The sequence below is a fragment of the Bdellovibrio sp. genome (genome assembly GCF_047637665.1).
GTDB lineage: Bacteria > Bdellovibrionota > Bdellovibrionia > Bdellovibrionales > Bdellovibrionaceae > Bdellovibrio.
In genome coordinates this window covers 1-19,907 of the sequence record NZ_JBLJBT010000039.1, presented here as the reverse complement: position 1 = coordinate 19,907, position 19,907 = coordinate 1, and the positions used below count along the sequence as shown (strand labels likewise).

At 46.5% G+C, this 19,907-nt stretch carries 18 protein-coding genes; 9 read left to right on the top strand and 9 right to left on the bottom strand.

Annotated elements, in window-relative coordinates:
* Position 1 precedes the first annotated feature (1 nt).
* Together ACM64D_RS12910 and ACM64D_RS12905 are read left to right on the top strand one after the other, a co-directional pair.
* Positions 2-1,555 carry a complex I subunit 4 family protein gene (locus tag ACM64D_RS12910; RefSeq protein WP_415063637.1) on the top strand — a complete coding sequence of 518 codons (1,554 nt, stop codon included), beginning with the start codon at positions 2-4 and terminating at the stop codon, positions 1,553-1,555.
* A gap of 1 nt (position 1,556) precedes the next feature.
* Positions 1,557-3,017 carry an NADH-quinone oxidoreductase subunit N gene (locus ACM64D_RS12905; protein WP_415063636.1) on the top strand — a complete coding sequence of 487 codons (1,461 nt, stop codon included), beginning with the start codon at positions 1,557-1,559 and terminating at the stop codon, positions 3,015-3,017.
* Positions 3,018-3,081: 64 nt separating this feature from the next.
* Here the strand turns inward: ACM64D_RS12905 and ACM64D_RS12900 are convergent, their stop codons facing one another.
* Positions 3,082-4,281: a patatin-like phospholipase family protein gene (locus ACM64D_RS12900; protein WP_415063635.1), complete on the bottom strand. Its 1,200-nt coding sequence runs from the start codon at positions 4,279-4,281 to the stop codon at positions 3,082-3,084.
* A 337-nt stretch (positions 4,282-4,618) separates the two neighbouring features.
* On the opposite strand from ACM64D_RS12900, the gene ACM64D_RS12895 reads away from it, so the two are divergent.
* Complete coding sequence (locus tag ACM64D_RS12895; protein ID WP_415063634.1) at positions 4,619-5,044, top strand: hypothetical protein; 426 nt, start codon at positions 4,619-4,621, stop codon at positions 5,042-5,044.
* A 3-nt stretch (positions 5,045-5,047) separates the two neighbouring features.
* Here ACM64D_RS12895 and ACM64D_RS12890 read toward each other — a convergent pair whose 3' ends face one another.
* The 3 genes from ACM64D_RS12890 to ACM64D_RS12880 form a co-directional block, all read right to left on the bottom strand.
* Positions 5,048-6,427, bottom strand: a complete 1,380-nt coding sequence (locus tag ACM64D_RS12890; protein WP_415063633.1) for an HD domain-containing phosphohydrolase — start codon at positions 6,425-6,427, stop codon at positions 5,048-5,050.
* Positions 6,428-6,685: 258 nt separating this feature from the next.
* Positions 6,686-9,091, bottom strand: a complete 2,406-nt coding sequence (gene lon, locus ACM64D_RS12885) for an endopeptidase La (RefSeq protein WP_415063632.1) — start codon at positions 9,089-9,091, stop codon at positions 6,686-6,688.
* A gap of 141 nt (positions 9,092-9,232) precedes the next feature.
* The gene (locus tag ACM64D_RS12880) at positions 9,233-9,604 is read right to left on the bottom strand and encodes a TraR/DksA family transcriptional regulator (RefSeq protein ID WP_415063631.1); all 372 of its coding nucleotides are present in this window, start codon (positions 9,602-9,604) and stop codon (positions 9,233-9,235) included.
* Positions 9,605-9,617: 13 nt separating this feature from the next.
* Here ACM64D_RS12880 and ACM64D_RS12875 point away from each other — a divergent pair, with 13 nt between their 5' ends.
* Positions 9,618-9,746, top strand: coding sequence for a hypothetical protein (locus ACM64D_RS12875; RefSeq protein WP_415063630.1), 129 nt, complete (start codon positions 9,618-9,620; stop codon positions 9,744-9,746).
* Here the strand turns inward: ACM64D_RS12875 and ACM64D_RS12870 are convergent.
* The 5 genes from ACM64D_RS12870 to hemW all read right to left on the bottom strand — a co-directional run bounded on the left by ACM64D_RS12870 (position 9,743) and on the right by hemW (position 14,660).
* Positions 9,743-10,114 carry a TraR/DksA family transcriptional regulator gene (locus ACM64D_RS12870; RefSeq protein WP_415063629.1) on the bottom strand — a complete coding sequence of 124 codons (372 nt, stop codon included), beginning with the start codon at positions 10,112-10,114 and terminating at the stop codon, positions 9,743-9,745. The two genes, ACM64D_RS12875 and ACM64D_RS12870, sit on opposite strands and share 4 nt — an antisense overlap.
* A gap of 108 nt (positions 10,115-10,222) precedes the next feature.
* Positions 10,223-11,884 (bottom strand): penicillin-binding protein activator, encoded by a 1,662-nt coding sequence (locus ACM64D_RS12865; protein WP_415063628.1) that lies wholly within the window; start codon positions 11,882-11,884, stop codon positions 10,223-10,225.
* Positions 11,881-12,882, bottom strand: coding sequence for a DnaJ C-terminal domain-containing protein (locus ACM64D_RS12860; RefSeq protein WP_415063627.1), 1,002 nt, complete (start codon positions 12,880-12,882; stop codon positions 11,881-11,883). The genes ACM64D_RS12865 and ACM64D_RS12860 overlap by 4 nt, the downstream gene beginning before the upstream one ends.
* Positions 12,883-12,893: 11 nt before the next feature.
* Positions 12,894-13,412 (bottom strand): nucleotide exchange factor GrpE, encoded by a 519-nt coding sequence (gene grpE / locus ACM64D_RS12855; RefSeq protein ID WP_415063626.1) that lies wholly within the window; start codon positions 13,410-13,412, stop codon positions 12,894-12,896.
* 75 nt (positions 13,413-13,487) lie between these two features.
* Complete coding sequence (hemW, locus tag ACM64D_RS12850; protein ID WP_415063625.1) at positions 13,488-14,660, bottom strand: radical SAM family heme chaperone HemW; 1,173 nt, start codon at positions 14,658-14,660, stop codon at positions 13,488-13,490.
* A 16-nt stretch (positions 14,661-14,676) separates the two neighbouring features.
* Between hemW and ACM64D_RS12845 the strand changes: the two genes are divergently transcribed.
* From ACM64D_RS12845 to ACM64D_RS12825, 5 genes are all read left to right on the top strand, one after another.
* Positions 14,677-17,277: a M16 family metallopeptidase gene (locus ACM64D_RS12845; protein WP_415063624.1), complete on the top strand. Its 2,601-nt coding sequence runs from the start codon at positions 14,677-14,679 to the stop codon at positions 17,275-17,277.
* Between the two features lie 102 nt (positions 17,278-17,379).
* The gene (locus ACM64D_RS12840; RefSeq protein WP_415063623.1) at positions 17,380-18,015 is read left to right on the top strand and encodes a hypothetical protein; all 636 of its coding nucleotides are present in this window, start codon (positions 17,380-17,382) and stop codon (positions 18,013-18,015) included.
* A gap of 18 nt (positions 18,016-18,033) precedes the next feature.
* Entirely contained in the window at positions 18,034-18,321 is a 288-nt protein-coding gene (locus ACM64D_RS12835; RefSeq protein ID WP_415063622.1) for a twin-arginine translocase TatA/TatE family subunit, read from the top strand.
* Complete coding sequence (gene tatC, locus ACM64D_RS12830) at positions 18,318-19,079, top strand: twin-arginine translocase subunit TatC (RefSeq protein WP_415063621.1); 762 nt, start codon at positions 18,318-18,320, stop codon at positions 19,077-19,079. Before ACM64D_RS12835 ends, tatC begins: the two co-directional genes overlap by 4 nt.
* 55 nt (positions 19,080-19,134) lie before the next feature.
* Entirely contained in the window at positions 19,135-19,830 is a 696-nt protein-coding gene (locus tag ACM64D_RS12825; RefSeq protein WP_415063620.1) for a hypothetical protein, read from the top strand.
* Positions 19,831-19,907 lie beyond the last annotated feature (77 nt).

Below are 19,907 nucleotides of genomic sequence, written 5' to 3'. Positions count from 1 at the left end.
TATGATCCTAAGTAGCATTGTTTTTCTACCTCTTTTGTTCGCTCTGATCGTCGCAGTTTGGCCGAAGTCCAATACGATTCGTCACTTGGCTTTGGGTCTTTCTGTGATCGAGTTTCTTCTGAGCTTGGCACTTTTCCAACAGTTTGATCCCAACTCTGCGGGTCTGCAAATGGTTGAGAAGTTCATGTGGATCGAAAGATTCGGTATCCAATACTTCATGGGTATTGATGGGATTTCGCTGTGGCTGGTTCTTCTGACCACATTCTTAACTCCAATCATTATTCTAGCTAGTTGGACGTCGATTTCTGAAAGAGTCAAAGGTTTCCATGTCGCTCTTTTTGTTTTGCAGACAGCGATGCTGGGAACGTTCTTGGCGATGGATGCGATTTTCTTCTATGTATTCTGGGAATTGTCTCTTGTGCCGATGTATTTCATGGTCGGTATCTGGGGCGGATCTCGCAGAATCTATGCGACAGTGAAGTTCTTCATTTATACGATGGCGGGTTCGGTTCTGATGCTTGTGGCGATCATCTATATGATGTATCTGACCCAGGAAGCGACAGGCCAAATGAGCGCCAGCCTTTTGGATTTTTATAAACTTCAAATTCCATTTGTTGGCGGAACATTCTTCAGTCTTCAAACATTGTTGTTCTTTGCTTTTGCTTTGGCCTTTGCGATCAAGGTGCCGGTATTCCCGTTGCACACATGGTTGCCAGATGCCCACGTTGAAGCACCCACTCCCGGCTCTGTGATTCTAGCGGGCGTGATGTTGAAGATGGGAACTTACGGCTTTATGCGCTGGGTGATCCCTCTTTTCCCCGAAGCCTCTGAGTACTGGGCTTGGTTGTTCATGCTGATCGGAACCGTAGGCATCATCTATGGAGCTTTGGTGGCGATGGTTCAGCCGGATGTGAAAAAGCTGGTGGCGTACTCTTCTGTGTCCCACATGGGTTACATCTTGTTGGGTCTATTTGCTTTCAACGCTTACGGGATGGCCGGCGGTTTGTACCAGATGTTGAATCACGGTATTTCAACGGGGGCGCTGTTCATTTTGATTGGTATGATCTACGAAAGAACGCACTCTCGTGAGATTTCTAAATACGGCGGTCTTGCCGGTGTTCTTCCAATCTTTACGATCTTCTTCTTTATCATCACCCTGTCTTCAATTGCCGTGCCTTTGACGAACGGTTTTGTGGGCGAGTTCCTGATTCTTTTGGGGACGTTCAAGGCTGAGCCGGTATTTGCTTACTTTGCAATTTCGGGCGTTGTTTTGGGTGCCGTCTATATGTTGTGGATGTTTAAGCGGGTATTCTTTGGAGAGCAGGGAGAGCTTGTTAAAGACGAGCACCATCCTCTTCATGATTTGAGTGCTCGCGAAATTGCGGTTCTTGTTCCGATGGTTATCATGGTGTTCTGGATGGGTCTTTTCCCGAACCATTTCTTGAACTACTCAAAAGCAAGCATCGATTACTTGGTGAACAACAGAAGTAACTACAATCTGACAATTGTTGAGCCCGGCGCGACGACTGTGCAGCAAGCTCAAGGAGATAACTAAAATGAACATCAATATCGGTCTTAGCGACATTCTGTTGATTTCTCCGATGATCGCATTGTTCTTGGCCAGTTTGATTCCTATCACGGCCAAAGTTTTGCGTGGCAATCGTGAACAACATCCACTCGTGACTCTTTCTCAGGCTCTTATTGGGATTGTGGTTGCAATCGGTTTGTTGATTGTATTCGGTGGTGCAGGAAAGACCGCATTTAATAACGGTCTTATTTTTGATGGCGTGACTCAGTGGATGGGCGTGATTGCCCTGGCTGCGGCAGGTTCTGCGATGATCATGATGTATGAGAATCCAGCAACAACAGGAAGACAGTTTTCTGAGTTGATTTTCTTGGCGATGAGTTCAGCGGTGGGAATGTTGATCTTGGTTTCTGCTGTAGACCTTTTAATGGTTTTCATCGGTCTTGAGATGATGTCTTTGGCGCTATATCTGATGATCGCCATGAGTCACGAAGAGAAGCTATCTAAAGAATCCGCTTTGAAATACTTCATCTTGGGATCTTTTGCTTCGGCTATCTTTCTTTATGGAGTGGCTTTCATCTTTGGATCTACAGGTGGAACAAACATCTTAGGTTTCATGGATAAAGCAGCGGACCTTGTGCAAACAAGCCGTTTGTTCTTGTTCGGTATCACGTTTGTGATTTTAGGCTTCTGCTTTAAAGTTTCAATTGCTCCATTTCATGCCTGGACACCGGATGTTTATCAGGGTGCGCCGACTCCGCACACCGCCTTCATGGCGACAGCGGTAAAGACAGTTTCTTTTGCTGCGTTCTTGCGCGTGATTGCGACGAAGTCTTTGGTGGGATCTGATCAGCTTTTTGATATCTTGCAATGGCTTGCGGTCATCACAATGATCGTGGGTAACACGGCAGCGATCATTCAGAATAATTTCAAACGCATGATTGCTTATTCTTCAGTGGCTCACTCGGGTTATATTTTGGTGGGTGTGATTACGGCGGGGGTGAGCGATAACGGCGCATTTGGAGCTTCAGGGGTGATCTTTTACCTTTTGAGTTACGCTTTGATGACCTTGGGTGCCTTTGCAATCGCGAGCATGCTTGAGAAGTCAGAAAACCATATCGTAAATATTGATGACCTTGCTGGTTTCGCAAAACAAAGACCTATGTTGGCGCTTTGTTTGACGGTGTTCCTGTTGTCTTTGGCGGGAATTCCTCCAACATTGGGATTCTTCGGTAAGTTTTATCTATTCAACGCAGCCATCGGCGAAGGCCTTTTGTGGCTGGCGATTTGGGGTGTTGTGAATTCTGTGATCGGTGTTTACTACTACCTTAGACCCATCGTTGTTATGTACATGAAAGAGGGCCAGGCGGAAGTGGCTGGGCATTCTTTGAATGCAACAACAGTCACGGCGGTGGTCATGGCTTTGGCGATTGTTTTGATGGGATTTGTTTCGGGTCCTATCTTTACTGCAGTCGAAAAGAGTCTCTTCTAATCCAAGGGACGTTCTGGTTGAGAAATTTTAAAAGCCCTGGGAATTCCCGGGGCTTTTTTTTCGTCTAGATGTCGTGACGACGAAGAGCATTGATGGCCGACTTAAAGCCTATACGAACAATGCGCGCCAAGATCTCGGGATTTAAGCTGAAGTGATCTACAAAGAACATTTCATAGTTTTGAGGCCGCGGAGAAATATAGATATAATCGACTTCGGGGCGATAGTTCACACGATTCCGAATGATTTCAAGAAGTTTATCGCGATGTTCGGGCGGTAAGTTTGCCTGCTTGAAATAGCCATCGACCGCGTTGTAGATCCCTCGAATGTCACTTTTATATTGGATATGACGGGCAATCTTCTGTTGAACAACCTGATACAGAGCCTGATTGGCGATCAAAGGAATTCCATAGTCATGCAAAGAGCCCATCTCTTCCGTGTAGTGATAGGGCTGAATGGAATACGAAGAAATGACTAAGTCAGCTCCATAGTCCGCAGCGACGTGAGTGGAAAGAGTGTCGCGGATCTCTCCGTCATAATAATAGATCTCTTTTCCGTCCGGTCGTTTAATGCCGTAGGGGGCAAAGACGGGGGGAAGCGCGGTCGAGCAGGCCACGGCGTCGCTGATCGTGGCATAATTGATATATTTCGTTGTGTCTGTTTTGTAGGACTCGGGGAAGTTTCCAAAGATCGCCTTCCGCGTATGATTGAGCTGAGTTCCGATGATGAAAAGCCCCACTCCCAAACGTGCGAAATCATTATCAAGGAGAACCTCTTTACGAAGATAGCTTTCCATCCCCTTTGTGGAAAAGAGTCCGTTGAGTTTGAGACCATTTTTAAGAAGGGACTCAAGCCCTCCAGTGACCAAGGCTTTTTCCATCAATGTTCGAGGAATAAACTTAAGAAGGCCGCTGGAATTCAAATTGAAAATATCACGATAAGAAATGGGCTTTAGATAGCGCAGGTCGGACTTATCAAAAGACGGATTGGTGCCGGATCCAATTTGAAAGGCATTGATCAAAGACTCCACGGAATACCCGGCCGCCAAAATCGAAGCGACAAAGGCACCGGCACTAGACCCAACGTAAAGACGAATGGTCAAAGGATCCTCATCGGCAAAATTCTGACGCACCATCTCCTTGGTTCCGCCGGCAAAGCGAAAGCCCTTCTCTTGAAGGGCAAGGCAAACGCCAATGTGGAAGGCCGCAGCTTTAATGCCGCCTCCACTAAGAACTAGGGCCACTTTTTTCTTTTCTCGTATCCGCATAATCTAGAGTTAAGTATCGGATTTCTGTGCAGAAGGCGCAAAGAAATCTTTGCTGATGACAGAAAATCTATGACCTAGGGTTGCATACTCAGTCCTTAGTCTAGTTAGATTTCATTGAATAGGCCCTGAGTAGCCAGATCAAGGTCCTGAAATTAACTTATTTTGAATAACTACTCATACAAAATTTGACAGACCGAAGTCCTGTGATAATGTTGACTACGCAGACTGAGTAGGGCTGACCACCTTCCCCAAAAGTCTGAATGGGGATTTGATGCACGTAGAGTCAGTAGGTTCTTGGTTACCGCTAACGGATTACTCCACTAAATACAAAATTAGTGTGAGCACACTCCGCCGTAGAATCAAGGCTGACGACATCAGATTCCGATTTGAAGACGGCAAGTACTTCATCATGGACGAACCGATGGGTACCCATCAAAGAGTACATCGCCCCTCCCAAGAAAGCGACCTCGCTTTGGTGGGTGCTCATCAAGGAATGATGAAAGGTAACGACACTATGTCTGCTTCTTCAAAAGACGAAATGAAGGCTCAGGACCTACAGGACAAAACAGTCAAGGCAAACAAGGATGAGCCCATTTTGACCGCCGCCAACAAGCTTCTCAATGAACTCAAGAAAGCTTACACGCAGATTCTTCAAGAAAAGGAAGAGCAGATCTTTCAACTGAAAGACGAGGTTTCTGACTTGAAGACTCTGGTTCGCGTGCTTGAATCTGAGAACGACCGCCTTAAAGGCTTTAAGCAATAAATTTTAGACGACTATCACTTCGCCGTTATTTTCTGGCTTATTAAGAAGCTTGAGAATCTTGTTTAAAAAGATAAACGAGTAATTTCCAGTATCATTGGTGGCCGATTCCGAGAGTTTTTGTTTCACTTCTTTAATATCGACCCGCTTTTCGCCCATGCGCACCTGGCAGCGCATATCCAAATCCCAGCAAAGTCGTACCAACATTCCGGCTTCATTGAGTTTATCGGAGCGTACATGGTGGGGAAAACCCCTTTGATCCATACGTTCATGGCTTTGGATGATGATCTCTTTGATGTCTTCGCTGAGAGGCAGCTTTCTTGAAAGACATTGATTTAAGCTGTAGATGGGGTGTTTCTGATATTCCATCTTTTCTTCAGCGTTGAGGTCATTCAATCGATTTTGGCGAACCTTCTCGGTCGTTGAAGGACTGAGATCCAGAAAGCCAACATCCGCAAGCAGGGCTCCGATCATCACTTCTTTTGGATTTCCCATTCGTGCTTGAGAGCTTAAGATGCCCGCATAAGCGGCAATGGCCGGCGCACGCTCCACGGATCCGAAATCTCCAATTGCTGAATTGCTGATCACGCTCCAAGGATCTGGAAGATCCGCCATGGAATCCAGCAAGTCAGCGGCAAAACCCTCACAGATCTCAAACAGCTCGCGCCCTTGAGCAAATGAAGCCGCCGAACTTTGATCCGTGATCAAAAGGATCAAGTTTAAGAAAGACTGATTTAATTGCAAGAATCGAAGACGACACTTGCGTAGGTGACTTTCAGCTCCCTCTGTTGAGTGAAGGTTTGTGTACTGAACCCACGCGGGCAAGTCGCTTCTTTGAAGGTAGAGGTCGCCGACGTCGGCATATTTTTCCAGAAAGTCTTTTCCAACTTTGTATCCTGGTTTTGCGATTTTTAAAAAGCGCTTGTTGACAGAGAGAAGATGAAAGATGGGAAACGAAACCTCTGTTCCTTGAACCAGATCCAAGGCTTTAATGGGAAAATATGTTGAGCGAATGACCTGAGAAAGAATGAACTCGGGTTTGCTGGATGAAAAATACTCGTTCTCCATAATCACTAAGGACGCCCCGGAGGTCTTCACAATTCGCGCATCCTCGGGAGACAGCTTAGAGCTGACGACCGTGAGAATATAACTTTCGGGAGCCGCCTGTTTGGCCACTTGAACTTGACCAGCCACTTCGTTGGGCTTGGTCAACTCACTGCAATCCAGAACAACACAGCTAATGCCTTTGTAGTCGCCTGAATTTGAAAAAAAATCTTCGTCGTTCTTAAAAAGGCGAAATTCAAAATCAAAAAAGCGCGCCACAAGTTCGGCTCGACGGCGAAATCTTTCGTTATTGGAAATAACCCCGAGATCAAGAACGCGCATTATTGAACCCCATTCATCTATCGTAGCGTTAGTGAAGGTGGGAAAAGAAGGCCAGGAAGGAAAATTGGGCCGAGGCTGGAGAGATTTAATATTTCTAAACGAAGCAGAGTGGATCCTTAGCGGACAAATAAACAAAACGGGTTTTGGATCCCATGTGCTTTTTTGAGTTTTCTCGGATTTGAAAAAGAAGAAGGACTGATTGCTCAGTCCTTCTTCTTCATCGTTTCGGGAGGGGCGATGGGCTTGAACTACTCGTAATTAAGCAGCCAAGCTCTTTGATTTTTTTGGATCTTTCTTAAGCGTTGGCTTTTTCTCTTGAGCTTTGGCGCTCTTATCGAAAGCCACCGCAAATACTTCATCAAGATTTTCAGCCAAGATAAAGTTGATTTTGTCTTTGAAAATCTTGGGAATATCAGCAAGATCCTTCTGGCAAGCCAGCGGGATGATGATGTTTGTAATTCCAAGATTCAAAGCGGCTAAACATTTTTCACGGATTCCACCGACCGGAAGAACGCGACCCTGTAGGGTCACCTCACCTGTCATCGCAATATCGTGACGAACAGGGGTTCCCGTCATCAAACTCACAAGAGCTGTTGTGAGCGTGATACCAGCAGAAGGTCCATCTTTAGGAATCGCTCCCGCAGGCAAGTGAACGTGAACATCGTATTTCTCAAAGAAGTCTTCGGGGATCCCAAGCTCTTCTTGATGAGCGCGAGCATAAGACATCGCTGCGTGAGCAGACTCTTTCATGACGTCGCCAAGTTGGCCGGTCAAAGCAAGATGCCCTTTCCCCTTCATTTTCAAAGCTTCGATAGTGAGAACTTCACCACCGGCCTGTGTCCACGCAAGACCTTGAACTACTCCCACCTGAGAGTCAGCGATCTTGTCATCGCGTTGGAATCTTGGAGGCCCTAAAAGCTCGGGAACAGTTGTTGCGTTGATTTCCACAAATTGGGCTTCATCCATAACAACCATTTTTGCTACTTTACGGCACACAGAACCCACTTCGCGCTCTAGGTTACGAAGGCCTGCTTCGCGAGTGTAGCCCGCGATCAAGTACTTGATACCTTCATCAGTAAATCGGATGTTGGCGTCAGTGATGCCATTAGCTTCCACTTGTCTTCTGATCAAATGCTTTTTAGTGATCAAAAGTTTGTCATTCTCTGTGTAACCAGGAATGTTCAGAATTTCCATACGATCGCGCAATGCGGGTGGAATATTTTCCAACACATTGGCAGTGGCGATGAACAACACATTTGAAAGATCGAAATCGACATTCAAATAGTTGTCACGGAAAGTTGAGTTTTGTTCTGGATCCAACACCTCTAGCATAGCCGCTGAGGGGTCGCCACGGAAGTCAGAACCCAATTTATCAACTTCATCAAGAACGATAACAGGGTTGTTTGTCTTCGCCTGGCGAAGGGCCTGGATAATTTTACCGGGCATTGCGCCAACATAAGTTCTTCTGTGACCACGGATTTCAGCCTCATCCTTCACGCCGCCCAAGGCGATGCGGAAGTATTCACGGCCCATGGCTCTGGCGATGGATTTTCCAAGAGATGTTTTACCAACCCCTGGAGGGCCACCGAAACAAAGGATTGGACCTTTTAAGTTTGGCTTAAGTTTTCTAACAGCCAAGAACTCCATGATACGATCTTTTGCTTTTTCTAGTTCATAGTGGTCTTCGTCCAAGATTTCCTTGGAACGTTTAAGATCAATATGATCTTCGGACTTTTTACTCCAAGGAAGATCCGCCATCCAGTCAAGGTAGGTGCGAACCATTGTGGCTTCAGAAGCGTCTGGGTGCATTCTTTCAAGGCGGCCTAATTGTTTTAAGGCTTCTGTTTCAACCTGAGGAGGCATTCCAGCATTCATCAGCTTTTCGCGAAGCTCATCCATTTCTTCGGATTTGGAGTCGCCTTCTCCAAGCTCATTCTTTATAGCCTTCATTTGCTCACGCAAGAAGTACTCACGTTGCGACTTGGACATATCTTCCTTGGCGCCACCACGAGTTTTTTGTTGGCTCTGCATCACTTCAAGCTCTGCCGCCAAGATTTCGTTCACAAGCTTAAGTCTTTCTGTGGCATCAGAAGTCTCAAGAACTTTTTGAGCGTCTTGAACTTTAACGCCAAGATTGGAAGCAATAAGATCTGCAACGCGACCTGGGTCAGAGACATCATCTAAAACCAAAAGAATATCTGGCGAAAGGGGACGGCCGAGAGCAATGATGCGCTCGATGTGTTCTTTCGCAGTTCTGATCAAAGCCTCATTTTCTACAACAGTTTTTGGTGTTGGAGTTTCTTCGATCTTTTCAACAGCCACTTCAAAAGAGGGAGCTGTCTTCGTGAAGTTTTTCACGCGACCCTTTGCAACCCCTTGAATAAGGATTTTTACGCGACCATCAGAAAGCTTTCTCATTCTCATGATCATCGCCACAGTTCCTACTGTGTAGATGTTATCAGGAGAGGGATTTTCTTCGGTGATATCTTTTTGAGAAGCCAAGAAGATCAAACGATTCTTCGCCAAGGCCTCTTCAACAGAACGGATAGAAGCATCGCGACCTACAAACAAGGGAATGATCATGTAGGGGAAAACTACGATGTCTCTCACAGGTAACATGGGCAGGGTCTGTGGGATTTCTAGGACTTTGTCGTCAAAACTCATACCGCTCCTCCGCGTAATGCGGGAATTTATGTTTTCTAGTATGAGTCTTCTCGGCGTGAGACAGTGGGAGCTTGAATCAAATTTGAAAAATTGGACTGACATCCATGTCAGCGGACTTCATCCAATGAAATAAATCAGATTTTATTGGAAAACATTAGAATGGTTCTCTTGTTCTTCCATACATTCAATACAAAGGGCCGTGAAAGGTCTGGCCTGAAGTCGGCGTGCCCCAATGGTTTCACCACAGGACTCACACTGACCATAAGTCCCATCCGCAATCTTACCCAACGCTTTTTCGATGGCGTAAAGAGCCGTGCGGTCTCTTTCATGCAAATGAATGGAGATGTTGTTCGAGATATCAAGTGACGCTACTTCAGCCTCATCCGCAACGGATGAAATGCTGGATTGTTCCGCCTTGAACTCGTGTGTCTTATTAAGGATCGAGCTCTTTTGGAAGAGCAAAGAGTCCTTCAAATTTTTTAACTCGGTTTCCGAAAGTTCGGTTACGTTCATCTCACCCCCCGATATGATGATCCTGGCCGAAGTCGGATTCCTTATTACGGGGGAATGGATTCATGTCATCAAAAAAGCGCTGCGTGATGCTTTAGTAAGCAGCGCCATGACTCGCGCCATTGTGGCGATTCTCGAGCGCTAGCGCGCAAATCTACGACTGACTGCTTCTCGAAGCTCTGCGCCTTCGATACTGAGGCGTGTCCAAGGAATTGCTAAAAGGCGATCGGCTTCAATCATTTCTTCGGTCTCCTCGCAAACACCGAAGGTGCCCTGTTCGATGCGGGCCAGGGCCATCTCGATCTCGACCAGTTGATTTCTCATGCGCTCCTGGGAAACTAAAAAAGAGTGTTCCTCGATGTGAGCGACAGATTGATCGGCCTCGTCACCACCTTTTTCGGCGTGGACAAGTTCGCGCTGGGCTGTTCTGAAGCGGTTTAAAACGTCCTGCTTTGCAATAAGAAGTTTCTTTCTGCACTCCATCACTAAGTTTTCAGAAATACGATTCGTCATAACAACCCCCTTCTTTAGAATTTTGCAGCGTCTTCGCCGCAGGTGATTCTTAGACGGGGCATCCCAAAAAGGGGGTTAAAAAATCGTCATAAAATATTCTTATGGACTCTATTTGGTGACATTAAGGGGAATAACTTCGCCTTTTTCAATAGTTAGGGGGGTCACAGGGCGCTCAATCTCCCGTTCGGAGCTCATGGAGACAGAGCCCAGGGCTCCAGGGAAGTGTTTAAGTTCAGTCAGGCGCTTGGTGAGGTCTTCGCGAGAACTGGCTCCTGAGGCGATCAATTGACGCAAAATAAGGCCCGCATCGTAAGCCTGAATCTCAATGAGGGAGGGCTCTTCATTGTAAAGAGCTTTATACTCAGTCACAAAACGAGCCTTGTTGTGGGTGGTGGGAGAAACGCTATCCACAAAAAGAAGATTATTAGAAAAATTCCCAGCTCTGCGAGCGACATCCTTGGTGTTCCACAGATTTGTTCCCATCAACTTCACGTTGCGAACGTCATTGTAGGAAAGCATGGCAGAGATTTGCCCCATGGCCTTTGCGCTGTCAGGAATAAAGACGGCATCAAAATCAGCAATGGGAGGAAGAACTGTTTCTAAGTTGGATTGGCGGACCGATCTTTTTTTGTCAGCATGTTGAAGCTCTTTCAGTCGTACCGAAAACTCGTCTTGGCGAGCTTCTCCAAAATACGTTCCGACGAGTCGCTGAATGACAAGTCTGAAATCTGTTTCTTTTGTTGAATACGTTTGCACCGCTGTAATTTGCCCGCCTCGAGCTAAAACTTCGTCCCAGAAAATATTTGTGAACTCAACCCCATAAAGATCGTTGGGATAAAGAATAGCAAACTTCTTCATACCCAAGTCTTCCATGGCGGTGCGAACCAAGGCGCGGACTTGCATCCCACTTGTCAGGGAGTTTCTAAAAACTGTCGGCCCAATTTCCGTCAAACCGGATCTTTGCGAGAGGGCAATGGTCGGGACACCCAGTTCATCAGACTTTGCGGCCACGGCAGGTGCCGTTTTGCTTAACAGGCTTCCCACGATGGCAATCACGTTATCTTCTTTAACAAGACGCTCGACGCCTCGGCGGGCAGAGTCGGGATTCCCCTCACTGTCCATGACGGCCAACTTAAATCCTGAACCGGGAATGTGAAGGCCCAAACCCATCTCAAGGCCGCGCAAAGCGCGCTGACCCACAGGAGCGTTTTTTCCACTCAAAGGTAGAACAACACCGACTGTTTGAGTTTGAACGTTCTTTGCGGCTTCAAGTTGTTGAACGATTTCTTGAGCTCGAACCGCAAGATCACTTCCGGGCAGATAATCTATAACTCCTGAAAAATATTTTTTTGCAGCCGAGGTGTCTTTGTGTTCAAGAGCGTTTTCTCCCAATCTAAACATCGCGTGGCCGCGCAAGAAACCAAAATCTGAATTGTCTGCGACGTCCTCAAGTTGTTCTTCATTGAGCTTGTTTTCGACGATATCAATGGCGTGAAGACGGTTAGAGTCTTGCTCCTGCTTGTTCGGCGCCTGGACAGACTTGTCTACTAAAGACTTAAGGTACCCCATGGCGTCCTGAGCTTTTGACTCGCTCTTCGCCGGTTCAGGAGCTTTTCCTGCGCTCATTCCCGCGAGGGCTTTGGGTCTTTTTTCTGCAGCGGCTGTCGGTGGCTTATAGGGTTGCTTGAAGGCGGTGCGCTTCTTTGTTGCGACGGTCGTGCACGAGGCCAAAAGGCAGGCCCCAAGTAAAAGAGTAAATCGTGGGGTCATTTTCTGTTCCTCATAAGCTGAGACACTTTTTCCTGGAAAGACTTTACTAAGGGAGTTGTTTCCGCACCCTTGGACAGTTCTTCGATAAGTTCTTTTTGTCGCGCGGAAAGATGAGGAGGAGTATCGACAAGAATTCGCACCAACATGTCTCCAGATCCGAATCCACCTATCTTAGGGAAACCCTTTCCCTTCAGGCGGAAGGTCTGGCCAGAGTGAGTTCCCGGTGGAATACGAATCATCGCTTTCCCTGTTAAAGTTGGAACCTCAATGTTTGTTCCTAAAATGGCGTCTGTATAAATAATTGGTAGATCCAAAGTGACATCGTTTTCACTGCGCTTAAAAAGGGCATGATCTTGAATGTTGACGATCACGTAAAGATCCCCGGGAGTTCCGCCACCAGGCGCAGCATCTCCCTCGCCCGCCAACTTAAGTCGTTGACCTTCCTTTACGCCTGCAGGCACGTTGACAGAGAGTTTTGCGGACTCCTCTTTGTTGCCACGCTGGCGCATAAAGCTGATCACTTTTTCGCAACCAAGAGCAGAGTCTTCAAATGAAATATTGAGAGTGTAACGAAGATCTGTGCCCTTAGTTTGTTGTCGACGAGTGCGAGGGCCTCCAGCGCCAGGGCCTCGTCCTGCACCGAAGATATCACCAAAGACATCGCCAAAGATATCTTGGAAAGGGTCTCCACCGGCTTGTGAACGTCCTGCGCCCCCGAAACCGCCAAAGCCGCCTCCAGCGCCCCCAAAGGGACCTCCGGCGCCGCCGAATCCTTGGGCGCCAGCATGGCCGAATTGGTCGTACATTTCACGTTTCTTGGTATCGCTGAGGGTGTCGTAAGCTTCGCTGATCTCTTTGAACTTTTCCTCGGCCTTTTTATCTCCAGGATTTTTGTCAGGATGATATTGCATCGCTAGCTTGCGATACGCTTTTTTTATTTCCTCTGGAGAGGCTGATCTTGCAACACCTAAAATAGAGTAGAAGTCTTTTTTAGACAATCAACACCCACTTATTCCGGCTTTTTGGCGACAACCACTTGCCCGGGACGAATTAATTTATCATGAAGTTTATATGGCTTTTTAAAGACACGAAGAATATGCCCCGGCGCGACTTGTTCAGAGGGCTCAGCACCGAGAGCTTCATGCACCATCGGATCAAAAGGAGTTCCATGAGAAGGAACTTCGGTGACGGCATTTCTTTGCAGCAAGGACTTAAGCTCCTGGGCCGTCAACTCGACACCTTGTTTATAGGTGTTGAAGTTTTCTGCTCCGACATTGACCTGAAGGGCGCGTTCAAAATTATCGACAACCTCAAGAAGTTCGCGAATAAAACGTTCGCCCCCGTATTTCATCAAATCAGAGCGCTCTTTGATGGCGTTGCGCTTGTAGTTTTCAAACTCGGCACGCAGATAAAGATAGTCATTTTTGAATTTCTCAGCTTGCTCTTGCAGCTTTTGAATTTCAGAAGAGGCATCCAAATTTTCATTCTTTGGAGGATTGGAGTTTTGAGAGTTGTTTTCTTCTGACATGGCACATCCTTTCGCAATACTTAAGATTGTGTATTGATTTAGGATTGTCAATGCGCGAGGGTCCCAGACCAGTCCCTAAACATCCCCCTCAAGGAAGGTCAGTTCTTGAAATACTTTGTTGCTTAGAACCAGGCCAGAACGAGTTAAAGACCAATGCCCGTTGTCATGTTGAACCCAAGATTTTTCCTCAAGCCCTTTAAGAAGACCAAATACTTTTTCTTGAACAGAGGCTGGAAATTTTTGAGCCAACTGCTCTGTTTTGAGCCCTCGCATTAAACGCATCGAAGTATGACAAAAGTCGGTGAGCGCCTGATGCATTTCAAGGATCTCGTACTGCTCTTTCGGTAAATGCTGGGTGGGGGTCGCAAATTCCTGACCATCAAAGGCGAGGATCTGCTTTTGGTATTCGCCGATAGAATTGATATTCCAATAGCGTGTTCCCCAGGCGGACTCCTTGGAGTAAGAGTGGGCACTCAGGCCAAGGCTCCAATAAGGCTCATCAACCCAATAAAGCATATTATGTCGAGACTCAAAGCCGGGGCGTGCAAAGTTAGAGATCTCATACTGTTGAAAACCATTCTCCGTGAGTTCTGTGGCGATAATATCGAACATCTCAATCTGTTCGTCGTCGACAGGTCGGCCTTTAGATAGCGGATGACCATCAGGAACGGTCAGGCAATAAGGACTGATATGTCGCGCGCCTTGTTCAATGGCGATTTTGACATCGTTTTTAAGGCCAGCCACCGTTTGGGATGGGAGCGCAAATAGGATGTCGAAGCTGAAGTTAAGATCGTAGGCTCGCAAAAGGTCCAGCGTCTGGAGAGTTTGCCGGGCCGAGTGTTCGCGATTCACCACTTTCAACAAGCGATCATCAAAAGTTTGAGCGCCTACACTAAAACGATTTACTCCATGGTCTAAATAGACTTTCAATTTTTCTTCGTCGATCGTTGCCGGATTAATTTCGATAGTGATTTCGGTGTCGGGTCTAGTTGTATACCCAAACCTTCCCAGCTCTTTGATAATCGCTACAATAAGATGAGCAGGGATCAAGCTGGGTGTTCCTCCTCCAAAATAGATCGTATCAAGACTTTGGGGGGTGTAATACCGATGCTTCTGGCGAATTTCTTTAAAGAGCAATTCGACGTACTGATCCGGCGGCAAAATCTTACTTTGCTCGTAAGTTGCGAAGTCACAATATGTGCAGCGCTGAATGCAGTAAGGAATGTGAACGTAGACGCCAAATGCCATGGGAGTTATCTAGAGTATGTCTAAAAAATTTCAACTAAAAAACGGTCTCAAAGTCCTTTTCTTGGAAAGCCATAAGTCACCGGTGGTCTCAGTTCAAATGTGGGTGAAAACAGGCTCTGCGGATGAAAAAAAGGGCGAGGAGGGGATTTCTCACTTTATCGAGCATCTGGTCTTTAAAGGCACTCGCAAATATAAAGTCGGAGAAATTGCGGCGACTGTTGAGGGATCTGGCGGAGAGCTTAATGCCTATACCTCTTTTGATCAGACCGTCTTTTATGTGACGATTTCCAAGCAATTCTCGGATGTCGCCTTGGATGTGATTAGCGAGATGATGGGCTTTCCAACCTTTGATTCGCAAGAAATTGATAACGAGCGCGAAGTGGTCATAGAAGAAATCAAACGAGGTCAAGACAGCCCCGGCCGTCGCGCCAGTCAGCTCTTGTTCACAAACGTATTCAAGAAAAGTCCCTATGGCCGACCCGTGATCGGCTACGACAAAGTTGTGAACAAGGTGTCCCCCAAGAAAATTCGTGAGTATTATCAAAGCCGCTATGTGCCTTCAAATATGTTCCTGGTTGTAGCCGGGGATTTTGATTCGAAAGAAATGAAAAAGAAGGTGGAGCAAATGTTTGGCGAATTTGCGCCTTACAAGCTTCGTAAGGTTTCTCGCAGCAAAGAGCCCGCACAAAAGAATATTCGCATTAAGGTTGAGCACGCTAAATTTGAACAGACAACGGGATATCTGACCTGGAGAATTCCCAGCGTAAAAAACAAGGATATTGCGGCGCTGGAGGTGTTGTCGGCCATTCTGGGCCAGGGGGACTCATCGCGCCTAATGCAAAGTCTGCGCATCAAAGAACCCCTTACAAACTCCGTGGGATCATTTAGCTATTCGATGCAAGATGACGGTCTTTTTGCAATTTCCTTCAATCTTGAAAAGGAGAATCTAGGAAGGGCTTTGCAAGCACTCATTCCTGAAATGACCCGAATCATTGAAACCCCGCCGACGGCGGCAGAAATGCAAAAAGCGATTACGAACTTCGCAAGCCATGAGGTCTACTCCATGGAGACTGTGGATAACATTGCGAGAAAAGCCGGAAGCAACGAGTTCTATTATGGAGATCATGACTACTATAAGAAGTACATGAAACAGATCTACGCCTTGAAACCCGAAGATATTCAAAAGGTGGCGAGGAAATATTTTAAAGCCAACACTTTTGGCCTTTCTCTTTTGACCAATATGGAAAAGAAAGAAGCGGAAAAAATCTTAAAGAGTTTTTCGAAAGATCTAAAAAAAGCCCTAGAAAAAATCAAGCCAGCGAAGGCCCAACAAAAATTTGTCGCAAAAAAGTTTAACATCAATCTGGGGGCGGAACGACAAACCCCGAAGACGGAAAAAATCCTCCTTTCTTCGGGGGCGACACTGCTTATTCGCGAACAGAAAGAAACTCCTTATGTCGCCATGAAGGCGGCCTTCATGGGCGGTGTGCGGGTCGAAGATGAAAGTCAGAACGGATTGACCGAGTTGTTCTCGCGCAACTGGCTTTCGGGCTCAAAGAAATTTTCAGAGGACGAGATCAATCTGAAAGTAGATGAAATGGCTGCGGGCATCGGAGCTTTTGGGGGACGCAACTCTGTGGGTCTTTCTATGGACTACCTATCGCCATTTGAAGATCGAATGTTGGAAATTTACTCTGACTCGTTGCTGACGCCGCAGTTTCCTGAATCTATTCTGGAGCGTGAAAAAGTCATCATCAAAAACCAGATTAAATCCCGCAACGACAACCCTGCACAGATTTGTGTGCTCAACTTCATGAAAGAGATCTTTAAGGGCCATCCGTATTCTCGGGACGTCATTGGCAGCGAACAGTCTATTTCGGCCATTGGCACCAAAGAACTTAAAAATTACTATGGAAAAATTGCCCACGCCAAGAACCTGACCATCTGCGTGGTCGGGGACGTCAATAAGGATAAATGGGTGAAGTCGATGGAGGCTCTCACAAAAGAACTTCCACGAGGCGAGAAGATCACCAATAGTTTTGCGATCGGCGACCTTAAAGAGAACAAAAAACTTTTCCATGAGCTTAAAAAGGAACAAAGCCACATTATTGTGGGCTATCGGGGGCTGACTTTAAAAGATCCCGAGCGTTTTACGCTTGAGATTATTCAGTCTATTTTAAGTGGACAGGGTGGCAGACTGTTTCTTGAGCTTCGTGACAAGAACTCTTTGGCTTATTCAGTTTCACCCATGCACATGGAGGGCATCGAGTGTGGATATTTCGGTGGATACATCGGCTGCTCTCCAGAGAAATCCGAAAAAGCAGTTCAGATGTTGAAGGCTGAGTTTCAGAAGTTGGCAGAAACAAAAATTAGTTCCGAAGAACTCACTCGGGCTCAGCGCTATCTGATCGGTCGTCACGACATCGAATTGCAACGCAAGAGCACGGTGGGGAACGCCATTTTGTTTGATGACATTTATGGCTTAAACTATCGCGAAAGTCTGGATGTGGCGGAAAAATATTTCGCAGTCACACCTGAAGAGGTGCAGCGATTGGCGCAACGAATTTTCGCGCAGCCCACAGTGATCAGTCTTGTGGGTCCCTCTGACGTGAAATAGAAGAGGGCCCTCGGGGGCCTTTTCTGTTCTATTTTGAGACTTAGGCCCAGGAACAAAAAAACATTAACCGAAAACTGTCTCAGTTTTGTTAAACTAAGAGTTATGAGGGAAAAGGCGTCAAGCGAATCAATTGAGCTTTTTGTAAGTCCCGAAGGGTTCTTTCAAGAGCTTGTTCAAAAAGGTCTCTCGCAGAGGAAGATTCAAACCTTTCCTTTGGTGGAAAATTATCTTGTAAATCTTCTTCAGCACTATCTCGATGCACGCAATCTCTTTGAGGCAGAGTACGCCAATGAGAGCGGGCAAAAGAATCCAAAAACTTTGGCGGAAATGTATCTCACAGCACAGAACTCCGAGCCCCCGGTGAGGGTGGAGATGTTGCGAAAGCTGGGAGATCGGACGCTGTATATCAGCGGCTTTTTTGGTGACTCTTTATCGCGTAAAATCGTGGATATTGATTATTATGCCGAGATCGGTGGGGCCGCCTATGCGTCTTTGGCTCATTGTACGCGGGAAGACACAATGGCCAAGGTGTATAAGACCTTCGCGCATCGGTTTTTGGATTTTGTCGATGTCCTAACTTATATCAGTCACCATTCCTTTGTAAAAAGCGATGAAAGCATTCTGCGCCTCTATGATCGGTATATGAGAACCGGTTCAGAACTGGCTCGTGAAAAACTTGTGGAAATGGGGGTTTTGACTCTTCCTCAAGACCAAGTAAAGCTTGGCAAGCAGGGCTGATTCCACTATTCTGACGCCATGTTTGGCCTTGGCATGTCAGAAATTATTTTCCTCGCAATACTCGCCCTGATTGTGATTGGGCCGAAGGAGCTTCCTGAGGTGGCTCGCACGGTGGGGCGTTTTCTTAATGAACTCAAAAGAAGTACGAATGTCTTAGGTGAAGAGCTGAAACAACAAGCTCGCGTGGACCGCGTTGATTTCAACGAACCACCCCCTCGCACGCCGCAATCTTCAAGCACTCCCCAGGAAGCCCCTGCAGAACAAGCGGGTTCCGACGAAAAAAAAGAAGAGCATAAACCGTCATGAGAAGTGAAGAACTCGATTCTAAAGCGCAGTCCTTGTATGAGCATTTGGCGGATCTTCGTAAGCGTTTGATCAATTGCGCTTATATACTCGTGATTGCCACCGGGATTTGTTATGGCTTCAGCGAGAAGATCTTCAATTTTGTGAGAGCCCCCATCGCGCCCTATCTTCCAGGTGGTGGTTTGATCTACACGGGTCCACTCGATAAGTTTATTGCCCATCTTAAGCTCGCATTTGTGTGTGGAATTCTTGTGTCTTGTCCTTTTTGGCTTTATCAAGTCTGGAAGTTTATTGCTCCGGGCCTGTATGCGAAAGAACGACGATACACTTTGGGTTTCATCTTATCAGGGACAGGACTTTTTCTTCTAGGAGCCCTTTTTTCTTATTACATCGCCTTGCCTATGGCGTTTCAGTTCCTAATGACCTTTGGGGGCGACATCGATAAGCCCATGATTTCGATTGATCAATACATGGGATTCTTTACCCAGATGTGTTTGATGTTCGGGGTGGCGTTTGAATTGCCATTAGTCATTGTCGTTCTTGGTATGTTAGGGGTCGTAAGTCAGGCATTTCTGAAAAAGAACCGTCGTTACGCGATTATGACGATTGCAGTGATTGCCGCAGTGATCACTCCACCAGACCTTTTAAGCATGATCATGATGCTGGCGCCCATGTGGCTTCTCTTTGAGATTTCCGTTGTCATCGTCGGAGTCTTTGAGAATAAGCGCGACCTAGCCCAAAGAATTAACGAACGCGAATAAATGCTGACAACTCAAGAGGCATAAAGTGAGCTAGAAGACAGAGGAGAAAAATCCTATGTCATTCTTATTTGGTCTTTTGATGATGGTGAGTTCGGTCTATGCAGCAGACCCCACAACCTGTCCCGATATTGTTGAGCGCCAGGACAACACACAAGTGCAGATGATTTGGTCAGACGCGACCAACTCCTGCTTTTTCTCCGTGCACCCAATGGATGGTTACGTGGACTTAGTCTATCGTGATTTTCTATTTTCGACCGAGGGTCTCTTCATGGTGTTTAACTCCTATGGCCCTGGTGATGAATCTCAGACGACGGCAGCGCGAGAGTTCTTTATGTTCCCACGCCCGCTGAGCGACATTAAATTTAAATGGAACTTCGATGCCCAAGAGTTGGAAGTCACTCATGTCACGGGAGATAAGTTTATCTTTGACACCCGCAAAGCACGGTTGAAAAGCATTTCGGGCGCCGCCAGCGTAAAAGTGGCTGACTATGTCGAACCCGGCAATCGAGGGGGTGTGGAAATCACGAACTACCAGGGGCTTTTGCTTGATGGTGGCTTCAAAATTGGCAGTGCTCCAACGGGAAATGCCAGCAATAGTTCGGTGATGAAGGATTCGGTGGGAAAAACCTGTTCGATTCGAAACAGTGAACTTTTTAAATACACAAGCGATGGGGATGTGATCTTCAAGTACTCTGAAAATACATTTCCAGCTTTTATCAAAAAACGCTGTCCTCAACTGAAGGCGCCTTAAAAGAACTCCAGATTACAAAATAAAAAAAGGGGCTGAATGATCTGTACCCCTAAAAAGGTACTGATTAATAAAAGGGA

What these genes read in the sequence shown, in the direction of transcription:
- ACM64D_RS12900 (WP_415063635.1), bottom strand. Translation starts at nt 4,281, where the DNA reads ATGCGGATACGAGAAAAGAAAAAAGTGGCCCTAGTTCTTAGTGGAGGC.
- lon (WP_415063632.1), bottom strand. Translation starts at nt 9,091, where the DNA reads ATGAGTTTTGACGACAAAGTCCTAGAAATCCCACAGACCCTGCCCATG.
- ACM64D_RS12910 (WP_415063637.1), top strand. Translation starts at nt 2, where the DNA reads ATGATCCTAAGTAGCATTGTTTTTCTACCTCTTTTGTTCGCTCTGATC.
- ACM64D_RS12875 (WP_415063630.1), top strand. Translation starts at nt 9,618, where the DNA reads ATGATGATCCTGGCCGAAGTCGGATTCCTTATTACGGGGGAATGGATT.
- tatC (WP_415063621.1), top strand. Translation starts at nt 18,318, where the DNA reads ATGAGAAGTGAAGAACTCGATTCTAAAGCGCAGTCCTTGTATGAGCAT.
- hemW (WP_415063625.1), bottom strand. Translation starts at nt 14,660, where the DNA reads ATGGCATTTGGCGTCTACGTTCACATTCCTTACTGCATTCAGCGCTGC.
- ACM64D_RS12835 (WP_415063622.1), top strand. Translation starts at nt 18,034, where the DNA reads ATGTTTGGCCTTGGCATGTCAGAAATTATTTTCCTCGCAATACTCGCC.
- grpE (WP_415063626.1), bottom strand. Translation starts at nt 13,412, where the DNA reads ATGTCAGAAGAAAACAACTCTCAAAACTCCAATCCTCCAAAGAATGAA.
- ACM64D_RS12870 (WP_415063629.1), bottom strand. Translation starts at nt 10,114, where the DNA reads ATGACGAATCGTATTTCTGAAAACTTAGTGATGGAGTGCAGAAAGAAA.
- ACM64D_RS12880 (WP_415063631.1), bottom strand. Translation starts at nt 9,604, where the DNA reads ATGAACGTAACCGAACTTTCGGAAACCGAGTTAAAAAATTTGAAGGAC.
- ACM64D_RS12905 (WP_415063636.1), top strand. Translation starts at nt 1,557, where the DNA reads ATGAACATCAATATCGGTCTTAGCGACATTCTGTTGATTTCTCCGATG.
- ACM64D_RS12865 (WP_415063628.1), bottom strand. Translation starts at nt 11,884, where the DNA reads ATGACCCCACGATTTACTCTTTTACTTGGGGCCTGCCTTTTGGCCTCG.
- ACM64D_RS12890 (WP_415063633.1), bottom strand. Translation starts at nt 6,427, where the DNA reads ATGCGCGTTCTTGATCTCGGGGTTATTTCCAATAACGAAAGATTTCGC.
- ACM64D_RS12825 (WP_415063620.1), top strand. Translation starts at nt 19,135, where the DNA reads ATGTCATTCTTATTTGGTCTTTTGATGATGGTGAGTTCGGTCTATGCA.
- ACM64D_RS12845 (WP_415063624.1), top strand. Translation starts at nt 14,677, where the DNA reads ATGTCTAAAAAATTTCAACTAAAAAACGGTCTCAAAGTCCTTTTCTTG.
- ACM64D_RS12840 (WP_415063623.1), top strand. Translation starts at nt 17,380, where the DNA reads ATGAGGGAAAAGGCGTCAAGCGAATCAATTGAGCTTTTTGTAAGTCCC.